Raw genomic sequence first — 11171 nt, forward strand, 5'->3', positions numbered from 1 at the left:
GTCTAGCTCCGCTACGTACGACGGACGGTCCGAACCTCCCCCCTCGTGGCTCGGACCGTCCTCGGTTCTGCGCGCGAAGAACCGCGCGAACAAGGCTAGTTGACTCTGTGTCAGTGTCCAATCACAGTAGCGACAGGGGCCTATCGACTTATTTATAGTTGGGCGCTCCACAGGCGGCGAGGGGAGGGCGACCATGGATCTGGCCTTACTGCGAACCTTCGTGACCGTGCACCGGGCCGGTTCCTTCACCCGCGCCGCCGCCCTGCTCGGCCTCTCGCAGCCGGCCGTCACCTCACAGATACGCACCCTCGAACGCCAGCTGGGCCGCCCGCTCTTCCTGCGTCAGGCCCGGGGAGTCACCCCGACGACCGTCGGAGACGAGCTCGCCCACAAGGCGGCGCCGCATCTCGACGCGCTGGTGGAGATCGCCGAGACCGGCCTCGACGACGACTCCTCCTTACGGACCCTCCACCTCGCCGGCCCACCGGAGTTCACCGCCGAGCGGGCCCTGCCCGCTCTCACCGAGCTGACCGGGGACGACGGCCAGGGCTTCGCGCTCCGGGTCTCCTTCGGGAACGCCAGCGAGACCCTGGAGGGCCTCGCCGCCGGGCACCACGACCTGGCCATCACCACCGCTCAGCCGCGTGGCGCCCTGCTCACCGCGGCCCCGCTCTGCGACGAGGAGCATGTCCTGGTCGCCGCCCCGCGCTGGGCGGACCGCATCGGCGCCGGCAAACTGTGCCGCGAGGGGGCGCACGCGCTGGACAGTTTCCCCGTGGTCGAGGTGCACGAGTCGCTGCCGTTCATAGCGCGCTACTGGGCCTCGGTCTTCGACTCCCGGCCCGCCGCGTCCGGCACCGTCGTCGTCCCGGACCTGCGCGCGGTCCTCGCCTGTGCGATCTCCGGCGCCGGCCTGGCCGTACTGCCCCGCTATCTGTGCGCCCCCGCCTTGGAACGCGGTGACATCGTCGCGCTCCTCGAACCGGCGGTCCCCCCGCTGCGGACATACTTCCTGGTGGTCCGTACCGGCTCCTTGGGCATGCCGCACATCGCGCGGGCGCACGAGTGGCTGCTGCGGGCTGCGGTGAGCTGGTCCTGAGACGGCCCGGAAGCCCCGCCGTGGAGAAGAAGGCTCTCGGCGAGCCACCCGCGTGCGCCAGGGCGCCCTTCTTCCTCGGTTCGGCGATGTTTCACGTGGAACATCGAGGGCCACATTTCTCCCATGACCGTACGACCCGTGGTCAAGCGCACCGCTCGCGCCATTCTGCTCGACGGCGAGGACCTGATCCTCATCAAGCGGACCAAGCCCGGCGTCGATCCCTACTGGCTCACACCGGGCGGCGGGGTCGAGCCGGAGGACACGACTGTCGTCGACGCGCTCCACCGCGAAGTGCACGAGGAACTCGGCGCCAAGATCACTGACGTGGTGCCCTGTTTCGTGGACACCGTCGAACACATCGGCGAGGACAGCAGCACCACCGGTGTGAAGGTCCAGCACTTCTTCGTCTGCCGCCTGGAGTCCATGGACCCCTCCAAACGGCACGGCCCCGAGGTGGACGAGCCCCTGGGTGAGTACGAGATCGTGCGCATCCCCTTCACCCGGGTCGGCATCGCCTCCGTCCACCTCGTCCCGCTGTCCCTGCGGCACTACTTGGACGGGAACATCGAAGGCGTACGGGCGATGCACGCGCCCGATCTGGGCTGACATACCCCTCGCTGCACCAGCCGCTCCGCATGGAGACTTCGCCGGTCAGTCTCCGGCGGCCACCAGTTCCTCCACCGAGTCGTGACGTATGCGCTCCGTGGGGATGCCGGCGCCCTTCAGCGCGTCCACCCCGCTGCGGATCATGCCGGGCGGGCCGGAGAGGTACGCGTCGTATCCGTTCCACGGCCCGTGGTCGCGTATGGCGTCGGGCAGCTGGAGCAGTCCGTGCCGGTCCACGACCGGGCGGACCTCCAGCCAGGAATTGCTCTGCTGCAGCCGCAGCAGAGTGTCGAGGTCGTAGAGGTCGTTGCCGGTGCGGGCGCCGTAGAAGACCTCGACGGGGCGGTGCCGCCCGTGTTCGGCGACGTCCTCGACGATGGCTTTGATGGGCGCGATGCCGGTGCCGCCGCCCAGACAGAGCAGTCCGTCGGCCGTGGTGTGGTCGACGGTCATCGCGCCGGCCGGCGGGCCGAGGCGCAGGACGTCGCCGGGCCGGGCCCGGTGCACGAGCGCGTTGGAGACCCAGCCCGCGGCGATCGCCTTCACGTGGAACGAGAGCAGTCCGTCCGAGCGGGGGGCCGAGGCGAACGAGTAGTGCCGCCAGATCCGCGGCCACCAGGGAGTCTCCAGGCTCGTGTACTGCCCGGCGAGGAAGGGGTACGGCTGGTTCGGACGCACGGTGATGACCGCTATGTCGGCGGTTCTCTGATCGTGCGAGACAACCTCGGCGAGCCACCAGGGCGGAGCGCGCAGTTCGTCGGCGGCCGCCGCGTCGATCATCACCTGGGAGATCGTCGTGTACGTCCGGACCCAGGCCGCCTCGGTCTCGTCGTTCCAGCTCGCCTCGGCATACCGGCTCAGCGCACCGATCAGGCACTCGCCGACGGCCGGGTAGTGCTCGGCCTGGGTGCCGTACTTGCGGTGGCCGCGGCCGAGGTTCTGCAGATAGTCGACGAGGACCGGGGTGTTGTCGATGTGCTCGGCGGCGGTCAGCAGCGCCTTGAGCAGGCGGTCCCGCTGGGCATCCATCGCCGGGGGGAACATGGAGCGCAGCTCCGGGTGCTGGACGAAGAGCAGCGCGTAGAAGTACGAAGTCACCTTGTCGGCGACGGGCCCGACCTCGGCCATGGTCCGCCGTATGAGCAGGGCATCGGGGGAGCCCTCCGGGCGGCCGGTGCGCTGGACGGGGACCCTGGCGTCGAAGACGGAGTGCTCGGAGTCGTGCTCCGCGGCGGCCTGACCGGGCGGGGGGCTGAGTGGAGCGCTGGGCAGGGTGCTTGCCGGGGGGCTGAGCGGGGTGCTTGCCGGGGCGCTGGGCGGGGTACTTGCCGGGGCGCTGGGCGGGGTACTGGAGGGACGTTCTCCGACGGTCTGTATTCGCTCCCGCGTGGCACTGTCCCGGTCCCGCGGTGGGCCACCCAGCGGCTCCTGGGACCGACCCACAGGCCGCAGGGCGGCGAGGCGGTTACCCTCGGGCTCCTGCTCCCCGCCGGGAGACGCGGGCTGCGTGCGCGCTGTGAACCAGCCGCTTCCGTCACTGTCCCCCGAAGTGCCGTTGCCGGCGGACGTGGTGGTCGGAGCGTCCATGGTGTGCCTCGCCTCGAACATCTTTCGGTCGATCTGCGCACTTCCCCAGTCGGAAGTGGCATGCTTTCCCCCGCGGACGGCCTAGCTTTTCTGTTCGTCACCCTCGGCCAATGCGGCCGCATTCCACCTGGATTCCCGCTCCCTACGGACAAGTATCCGTACGGACAAGAGGATGAGAGTGTGACGTGGGCCGCAGCACCCACCGCAGCGTTCCACAGCGCACGAGCAACCCCACCTCGTAACGGTAAACGCAGGTCTCCGATCTTCCTGTCCGGTTAGGCTGCATTGAGCTGCGTTCGCACCTCCGCCATGAGACGACTGCATCTCGCTTCGGACACGAACCGGACTCGACCCTACCGGCAGGCGCGTCACACACAAGCCCCCCCTTGCCGTACCGGGAATTCAACGGGGGCGAATCAGCAATTCCTTCAATTACCGGGCGCGCCGCACCAATTCATAGACATTCCATAGATTCCACCCAGGTACGAAGCCGAGACGAGCTCCGCCAGCGGCCGGTCGACATTAACGGCCACCGAGATCGGCAGAGCGTCGAAGAGTGCCGCATCGGAGATGCGAGCCGCCGTATGCGACGCGTACACAGGGGGAGCACGAAACGTATGCCGCATGCACACCACAGGCCGTGAGCCACTCGACGAGGAGCGAGGGGGAGAGCGGGAGAGCGGGAGCGAGATGACGGCGCAGCACCCCGGTCCTGGATCTCCGCGCCTGCTCGCGTGTGCCTGGATGCGGATGTTTCACGTGAAACATCTGTCCGCGCACTGTGCGGTTGTGCACGAGATGACCAAAAGGGCGTACGTCTGACCGCAAACCGGTGGACGCCATGGGCTCAGGTCGGACAGCCTGGCCAGCGCGCCGACACCTTCCCCCGCCGCTCTGCCCATCCGCCGTCTGACGCCCCGCGATCTCCGCGCCTGCGCCGACCTGTCCGAGGACCGGGGCTGGCCCCGCGAGGAGCACAAGTGGGGGCTACTGCTCGCGGCCGGGACCGGGTACGGCATCGATGACCCCGAGGGCGGCCTGGTCACCGCCTGTGTGGTGACCGAGTACGGCCCGGCGGGCCGCCCGGATCTGGGGGCGATCGGTATGATGCTGGTCGCCGAGCGATACGCCTGTCAGGGCATCGGCCGCCGCCTGATGCGCCATGTCGTCTCGGAGATGGGCACGACTCCACTGACCCTGCATGCGACTCCGTACGGACGTCCGCTCTATGAGGAGTTGGGCTTCAAGGTCACCGGACGGGCCGAGATGGTCCGCGGGCATTTCACAGCGGGCGGTCCTGAGCCAGCGGTCTCCACGCGCCCAGCCACGGCCGAGGACCTCACCACGATCCTCCGACTCGACGAGGAGGTCTTCGGTACGGATCGAACCCCCATGCTTGCCCGGCTGCCCGCCTTTGCCGATCAGTTGCGCGTCGCCGAGGAGAGCGGCCGGATCATCGGTTACACGGCCGCCTGGCCCAACATGGACGACCACGTCGTCGGCCCGTTGATCGCCCGTGACACACAGACGGCGAAGGCGCTCATCACCTCCCTGGCCGCCCGCACCGACCGCCCTTTGCGCACCGACATCGACGTGCGTCATGAGGACCTGCTGGCGTGGGTCAAAGAACGCGGCCTGGCATCGATCGCCTTCAACTCGGTGATGACCTATGGAATTTCCGAGCTGCCGGGTGATTGGACCCGGCGGTATGCCCCGCTGACCGTGGCAGCCGGCTGAGGCTCAGGGCCAGCGGGTTCGGCTCGCCGACGGCGATCAGCGGTGGACTTCAGTCCGCCGCTCAGCCACTGGCGCACCCGCACCCGCACCCGCACCCGCAACAACCGTGCTGGTGGCGCTCCCCCTGCGCTCCAGCGTCGTCGAGACGAACGCCAGCGCGAGCGCGCTCACCGCGAGGGCGGCTCCGATCCAGTTGGGGGCTGTGTAGCCGAGGCCCGCGTCGATGACAAGGCCGCCGAGCCAGGCGGCGAGCGCGTTGCCGAGGTTGAAGGCACCGATGTTGACCGCCGACGCCAGCGTGGGTGCGCCATGCGCCTGGTCGAGAACCCGCTTCTGCAGCGGCGGCACGGTCGCGAAGCCAAGGGCGCCGACCAGCGCGATGGTCACCGCTGCGGCGATCTTGTCGTGCGCGGTGACCGAGAACAGCGCGAGGACGACGGCCAGGGCGCCCAGGGAGACGTACAGCAGAGGCATCAGCGCGCGGTCCGCGTACTTGCCGCCCACGAGGTTGCCGCCGACCATGCCGAGGCCGAAGAGGACGAGCAGCCAGGTGACGGAGGAGTCGGCGAAGCCGGCCGTGTGCGTCATCATCGGCGCGATGTAGGTGATCGCCGCGAAGACCCCGCCGAAGCCCAGCACCGTCATCGCCATGGCGAGCAGGACCTGGACGTTCTTGAAGGCGGCCAGTTCGTGGCGCAGACGCACACCGTCCGGCTTGGGCATCTCGGGCACCAGCCGGGCGATGCCCAGCAGTCCGACGACACCCAGCATCGCGACCCCGGCGAAAGTGACCCGCCAGCCGAGGGACTGCCCGATCAGCGTGCCGAGCGGCACTCCGACGACGTTCGCGACGGTCAGGCCGCTGAACATCATCGCGATGGCGCCTGCTTTCCGGTCCGGGGCGACGAGGTCGGCCGCGACCACCGAGCCGATACCGAAGAAGGCCCCGTGGGCGAACGAGGCGACCACACGGCCGATCAGCATGACGGAGTAGACGGGGGCGAGCGCGGAGAGCACGTTCCCCGCGATGAACAGCCCCATCAGCCGGGCTGGTGCGCTCTCTCCTTGCTGCACGGGAGGATCGAGGCCCGCATCGAACGCGCACTGCAGTCCGGGCACGGCCTGAGCGTGCGCGAGTACTCCCTGCTCGATGTGCTGAGCCGCCAGCACGACGGCGAGGGCGGACATCTGCAGATGAAGGAGGTCGCCGACGCGGTCGTCCTCAGCCAGAGCGCCACCACCCGGCTGGTCACTCGGATGGAAGACCGCGGACTGCTGGCGCGCTATCTGTGCCCGACCGACCGCCGGGGTATCTACACCGATGTCTCCGAGGCCGGCCTCGGTCTTCTCGCAGAGGCGCGCCCCACGAATGACGCCGCCCTGCGCGAGGCTCTCGACGAGGCGGCCAAGAACCCCGAACTGGCCCCCCTCGTCCGCGTCGTGGAGTCACTGAACGCCCCCGCGTAGGGTGCGAGCATGGGAGATCTTGAGATTCGCCCGGTGACCCGGGACGACATCCCCGCGGTCGTCGCGATGCTGGCCGACGATCCCTTGGGCGCCCAGCGCGAGTCGCCGGACGACCTGGCCCCATACTTCACCGCGCTGGAGCACCTGAGCTGCGATCCGAACCAGCATCTGATGGTCGCCGTCCGTGAGGGCCGTGTCGTTGGCACGCTCCAGCTGACGGTCGTCCCGGGCCTCTCCAGGCGCGGCGCCACCCGCTCGATCATCGAAGGCGTACGCGTCCACGCCGATGAGCGCGGCAGCGGTCTCGGTACGCGACTCATCGAGTGGGCGATCGATGCATCACTGCAGCAAGACTGTCAGTTGGTACAGCTGACGTCCGACGCCACGCGCCTCGATGCCCACCGCTTCTATGAGCGGCTCGGCTTCGAGGCCTCCCACGTGGGCTTCAAACTGCCGCTTCAAGGACGGCCTCCCTCCTGAGACCGACCCACCTTCGGTCCGTGGGGTCATGTTTCACGTGAAACAACGCGACCAAGACCCCACCACCAGAACCGGGTCTACGAGATCCCGCGCCACCCCTCGGGATCCACTCCGCCCGGCACCGGAGCCCCCTCCTCGTACGGCTGACGCGTGAACACGAACGAGCCGAGGTCCAGGTGGCTCACGGTCCCGTCAGGCCTTCGTACGACCCGCAGGAGCTCTCCCGCGAAGTAGCCGTTGAGTCCGGTCCAGCTGCCGTCGTCGTTGACCCGGAAACGAGCCCTGCGCAGGGTGGCGGACAGCGGCTCCAGTGACAGACCTCCGTCGGCTACGAGCCGCAGCACGAAGCTGTACGTCCCCCAGTACCAGTGGCCGACCAACTCCAGAAGCGAGCGGTCCACTTCGGGCAGCGGCCGCCACGGCTCGGGAATCCGGGGCTCGGCCTCCGCCACGATGCGTACGAGGTCGGCGGCCACCTCCGACGCCACCGGCCCTGAGGTGCAGTTGACGAGTACCACAGCCGCCACATCGTCCTCGACGCTGAGGGTCAGGCTCGCGAGGAAGCCGGGAACCGAACCGCTGTGGCCGACAAGGAACCGGCCGTCCCGGTGCTGAAGCTGCATCCCGAGCCCGTACGCCGAACCGTCCGACATATCGGCGGCCTCCCCCGGCGCGGCCGGCGTGCGCATCTCCAGAACGGACTCCGCGCTCAGCACCCGGTCGTCCCCCTTGGCCAGGAAGACCGCGAACCGCGCCAAGTCCGCCGCCGTGGACCAGAGTTGTCCTGCGGGGCCCATCCGGCCCAGGTCCTCGACCCGCTCCGGCAGCATCACGTCGGCCCAGGGGTGCACGGCCCAACCACCCGCGTGCGGTGCCTCCGAGTGCCATGTCGTACGGCGCAGGCCCAGCGGTTCGAGCACCTCGCGCCGCAGGACGTCCTCCCAGGAAGCGCCCCGCAACTGCTCGACGAGCGCGCCGAGCAGGGTGAAGCCGGTATTGGAGTAATGGAAGCGGCGGCCGATCGGATGCCGGTGGGGTCGCTCGCCGAGCACATCCGCGAGTTCCGGGCGCAAGGAACCGGGGGTGCGCTCCCACCAGGGCGAGGGTGACTCGGCCGCCAGGCCGCCCGTGTGCGCGAGCAGTTCGGCGATGGTGGCCTCCCCTGCGCCGGTGCCCGGCAGATGCTTCTCCAGCGGGTCGCCGAGGTCCAGCACACCCTCGTCACGCAGTCGCAGGACCAGTACGGCAGTGAAGGTCTTGGTGATCGAGCCGATCCGGTACTGCACGTTCGCGTCCGGCGCATGGCCCTCCACCGAGGTCCGCGCCCCGCTCCACACCGTCTCCCCGCCCCGGACCACCGCCGCGACCAGCGACGGCGCCCGCCCCTCGGCCTGAGCGACGGCGATACGGTGCAGCACAGCCCGGCGCGTTGCGGGAAGCAGCTCTTCCTGAGGTGTTGTCATGCGCCAAGTTCATCGGTCCCTGGACCACGAGTCGAACGCATTTCAACACGTCAGCGCCGATCTGGCGCTACGGCCGGTCCAGTCCTTCAACCGCGTGTCACCTTGAGATGCGGGCTTCGATACCGTCGAGCAGGAAGTCGAGGCCGATCCGGAAGGTGTGGTCGGCGTCCAGGTGGACGGCATCGCGCACCACCGTGGCCAGCGCGGGGAATCGGCCGGTGGCGAAGGTCCGCTCCAGATAGGGCCCGAGTGAGGCCTGCCAACGCTTCTCGTCCATCCCGGTGGCCCGCTCGGCACGCCGCTCGGCGATCTCCCGACGCACCGCGCCGATCACGTACGCGTTGACTGCGGCGACCACCGGCATGATGGCGTCCACGTCGACGTCGCCCAGTGCGGCCACCACGGCCTCCCCACTGGCCAGCGCGTGCGGCCCGAGTTGGGGTCGGCCACCCAGCAGATCGGCAAGCCATTCGTGCTCGTGAGCGGCGTGCCGAGTGGCTTCGGCAAGAGACCGGAGCACCTCCCGCCAGCCGTCTCCGACCGGCCGGATCTCGGCGTGGGCGGCGTCGACCATCAGGTCGAGCAACTCCTCCTTGCTGGCGATGTAGCCGTACAGCCGCATCGGACGGACGTCCAGCACGGTGGCGACCTTGCGCAGCGACACCGCCTCCAGGCCGTCCGCGTCGGCCAGCTGGATCGCCGCTCGCACGATCCCTTCCCGGCTCAACGGGGCCGGCACAGGTCGATTCGGTGGCTCCGGCCTCTCCCACACCAACATGCCACTGACAATACACCGCATCGGTCGATACAGTGTATCGACCAGTACGTCGTATCGGAGAGAGGCAACCATGACCATCGCCATTGTCGGAGCCGGCTTGGGCGGCTTGGCCCTCGCCCGGGTACTGCACGTGAACGGCATCGACGCCGTCGTGTATGAGCGTGAATCGTCGCGCGGTGCGCGCGGTCAGGGCGGCATGCTCGACATCCACTCCGGCCAGCGGGCGCTGCGCGAGGCTGGTCTGATCGACCAGTTCTACGCGATTGCCCGTGGTGAAGGCCAGGACATGCGTCTTCTCGAGCCGGATGGCACCCTGCTGCTCCAGGAGGACACGCCCGACGACGCCCCGCTTGAGCGACCCGAGGTCGACCGCGCCGATCTGCGTGACCTGCTGCTGGATTCCCTCCCCGAAGACGTGGTGCGCTGGGGGCACGCGTTCAAATCCGCCGACAACAGCCTGCTGCACTTCGCCGACCGCAGGAGTGCGACGTATGACCTGCTGGTCGGCGCGGACGGCGCGCAGTCCCGGGTCCGCGCGCTGCTCACCGACGCCCGCCCGGCGCATATCGGCCAGAACATCATCGAGGTCGGTATTCCCGACATCGACCGCACGCACCCAGACCTCGCGGCGATGGTCGGGCGCGGCAACTACTGGGTGCTCGGCAACGGACTGTCCCTGGCGGCGCAGCGCAACGGCGACGGCCGCGTTCGCATCGGCCTCAGCTTCTATAACACCGCCGAGGACTGGTTCGCCACCAGCAGGATCCCGTTCGACGACCCGGCCGCCGCCCGGGCGCGGCTGATCGACCTGCTCCCCGGCTGGGACTCACGGTTCACCGCGCTGATCGCGGCCTGCGACGACACGGTCGTACCTCGGTCGATCACCACTCTCCCGGTCGGCCTGACCTGGCCCTCGACGCCCGGCGTCACGCTGCTCGGCGATGCCGCGCACCTGATGCCGCCGGTGGGCGAGGGCGCCAACATGGCACTGCTCGACGGCGCCCTGCTCGGTCTCGCGCTGGCCGCGCACCCGGACGACTTTCCCGCCGCCGTCAAAGAATACGAACGCGAGATGTTCGAACGCACCAGCGCTGCCGCCCGGATGTCTGCGGACATACAGGAACTACTGACGTCGCCGGACGCCGCCCAGAAAATGCTCACATTCTTCCAACCTGGCTAAAGGTAACCAAATACGACCGGTAAACCGGTCGTCCAGCCAGCACGATCACGACCTCGAGCGTGGTCTCCACCCATCGGTCATCGACCGCGATTTCCGACTTCCGCGTCGGTGCCTTGCGGGGAGCGAGTCCAGCCCCCCATGCTCCCGGTACTGGGCGATCCACGACTCTGTTGCTGAATTGCCTGCGGCGGTCTGGGGCTGTTCGGCATGATCGTCGGTGCGGTCGTTCTGTCTGCCCCGGCCGCAGGGGGTCGGTGCGGTGTCCATGCGGCCTGTAGGTCTGCCGCCCATTCCGGAACAGACAGTGCGTACGGCCCGTGCCGCTTTCCCCAAGGGAAGCCTTCCTATGCGGGTCCGCGACCACCTGGCCGAGGTCTTCGATGACGCGTTGTTCGCCGGGGCTTTTCCCGGTCGTGGTGCTCCTGCCCAGTCCCCGGCCCTGCTCGCTGTGGTGACGGTGCTGCAGTTCACCGAGAACCTCACCGACCGGCAGGCCGCGGAGGCGGCGCGGGACCGGCTGTCCTGGAAGTACGCCTTGGGCGCGGAACTGTCCGATACCGGCTTCGACTTCTGCGCGTTGTCGAGGTTCCGTGCCCGGCTGGCCGGTGACGGGATGGAACGGGTGCTCTTCGACCGGCTGCTGGAGCACTGCCGCGAGGCCGGGCTGGTCAAGGCCGGTGGCAAGCAGCGCACCGACTCCACCCATGCTGCGCCACGAGGCGCTCTGTCATATCCCCGGTTTAGCCGGGAGGAACTCGGAGGAAGGTTTCTGGG

The 11171-nt window shown here is 68.9% G+C and carries 10 protein-coding genes and 1 pseudogene; 7 read left to right on the plus strand and 4 right to left on the minus strand.

Features of this window, described 5'->3' with window-relative positions:
- Positions 1-193 precede the first annotated feature (193 nt).
- Positions 194-1099 carry a LysR family transcriptional regulator gene (locus I8N67_RS39685; RefSeq protein WP_200309165.1) on the plus strand — a complete coding sequence of 302 codons (906 nt, stop codon included), beginning with the start codon at positions 194-196 and terminating at the stop codon, positions 1097-1099.
- 123 nt (positions 1100-1222) lie between these two features.
- Positions 1223-1705, plus strand: coding sequence for an NUDIX domain-containing protein (locus I8N67_RS39690; protein ID WP_200309166.1), 483 nt, complete (start codon positions 1223-1225; stop codon positions 1703-1705).
- A gap of 45 nt (positions 1706-1750) precedes the next feature.
- Here I8N67_RS39690 and I8N67_RS39695 read toward each other — a convergent pair whose 3' ends face one another.
- On the minus strand, positions 1751-3313 hold the full coding sequence (locus I8N67_RS39695; protein WP_200309167.1) for a globin domain-containing protein: 1563 nt from the start codon (positions 3311-3313) through the stop codon (positions 1751-1753).
- Between the two features lie 840 nt (positions 3314-4153).
- Here I8N67_RS39695 and I8N67_RS39700 point away from each other — a divergent pair.
- Positions 4154-5029 carry a GNAT family N-acetyltransferase gene (locus tag I8N67_RS39700; RefSeq protein WP_200309174.1) on the plus strand — a complete coding sequence of 292 codons (876 nt, stop codon included), beginning with the start codon at positions 4154-4156 and terminating at the stop codon, positions 5027-5029.
- Positions 5030-5065: 36 nt separating this feature from the next.
- Here I8N67_RS39700 and I8N67_RS39705 read toward each other — a convergent pair.
- Positions 5066-6073, minus strand: a pseudogene (locus tag I8N67_RS39705) (MFS transporter); the annotation flags it as partial.
- Between the two features lie 21 nt (positions 6074-6094).
- Here I8N67_RS39705 and I8N67_RS39710 point away from each other — a divergent pair.
- Together I8N67_RS39710 and I8N67_RS39715 are read left to right on the plus strand one after the other, a co-directional pair.
- Positions 6095-6496, plus strand: coding sequence for a MarR family winged helix-turn-helix transcriptional regulator (locus I8N67_RS39710; RefSeq protein ID WP_200309168.1), 402 nt, complete (start codon positions 6095-6097; stop codon positions 6494-6496).
- Positions 6497-6505: 9 nt separating this feature from the next.
- A complete protein-coding gene (locus I8N67_RS39715) occupies positions 6506-6976 on the plus strand; it encodes a GNAT family N-acetyltransferase (protein WP_200309169.1) in 471 nt (156 codons plus the stop codon).
- 77 nt (positions 6977-7053) lie between these two features.
- Here the strand turns inward: I8N67_RS39715 and I8N67_RS39720 are convergent, their stop codons facing one another.
- Positions 7054-8439, minus strand: a complete 1386-nt coding sequence (locus tag I8N67_RS39720) for a serine hydrolase domain-containing protein (protein WP_200309170.1) — start codon at positions 8437-8439, stop codon at positions 7054-7056.
- A 97-nt stretch (positions 8440-8536) separates the two neighbouring features.
- Positions 8537-9217 (minus strand): TetR/AcrR family transcriptional regulator, encoded by a 681-nt coding sequence (locus I8N67_RS39725; protein WP_200309171.1) that lies wholly within the window; start codon positions 9215-9217, stop codon positions 8537-8539.
- A gap of 70 nt (positions 9218-9287) precedes the next feature.
- Between I8N67_RS39725 and I8N67_RS39730 the strand changes: the two genes are divergently transcribed.
- Both I8N67_RS39730 and I8N67_RS39735 read left to right on the plus strand, forming a co-directional pair.
- Positions 9288-10397, plus strand: coding sequence for an FAD-dependent oxidoreductase (locus I8N67_RS39730; RefSeq protein ID WP_200309172.1), 1110 nt, complete (start codon positions 9288-9290; stop codon positions 10395-10397).
- Positions 10398-10656: 259 nt separating this feature from the next.
- Positions 10657-11171, plus strand: a 515-nt coding sequence (locus I8N67_RS39735) for a transposase (RefSeq protein WP_307835508.1), incomplete at its 3' end; no start/stop codon positions are given.

Source organism: Streptomyces adelaidensis, assembly GCF_016598475.1.
Lineage (GTDB): Bacteria > Actinomycetota > Actinomycetes > Streptomycetales > Streptomycetaceae > Streptomyces > Streptomyces adelaidensis.

Excerpts from the sequence above, each read along its gene's own strand:
- I8N67_RS39685 (WP_200309165.1), top strand. The coding sequence starts at position 194 with ATGGATCTGGCCTTACTGCGAACCTTCGTGACCGTGCACCGGGCCGGT.
- I8N67_RS39690 (WP_200309166.1), top strand. The coding sequence starts at position 1,223 with ATGACCGTACGACCCGTGGTCAAGCGCACCGCTCGCGCCATTCTGCTC.
- I8N67_RS39695 (WP_200309167.1), bottom strand. The coding sequence starts at position 3,313 with ATGTTCGAGGCGAGGCACACCATGGACGCTCCGACCACCACGTCCGCC.
- I8N67_RS39715 (WP_200309169.1), top strand. The coding sequence starts at position 6,506 with ATGGGAGATCTTGAGATTCGCCCGGTGACCCGGGACGACATCCCCGCG.
- I8N67_RS39720 (WP_200309170.1), bottom strand. The coding sequence starts at position 8,439 with ATGACAACACCTCAGGAAGAGCTGCTTCCCGCAACGCGCCGGGCTGTG.
- I8N67_RS39725 (WP_200309171.1), bottom strand. The coding sequence starts at position 9,217 with ATGTTGGTGTGGGAGAGGCCGGAGCCACCGAATCGACCTGTGCCGGCC.
- I8N67_RS39730 (WP_200309172.1), top strand. The coding sequence starts at position 9,288 with ATGACCATCGCCATTGTCGGAGCCGGCTTGGGCGGCTTGGCCCTCGCC.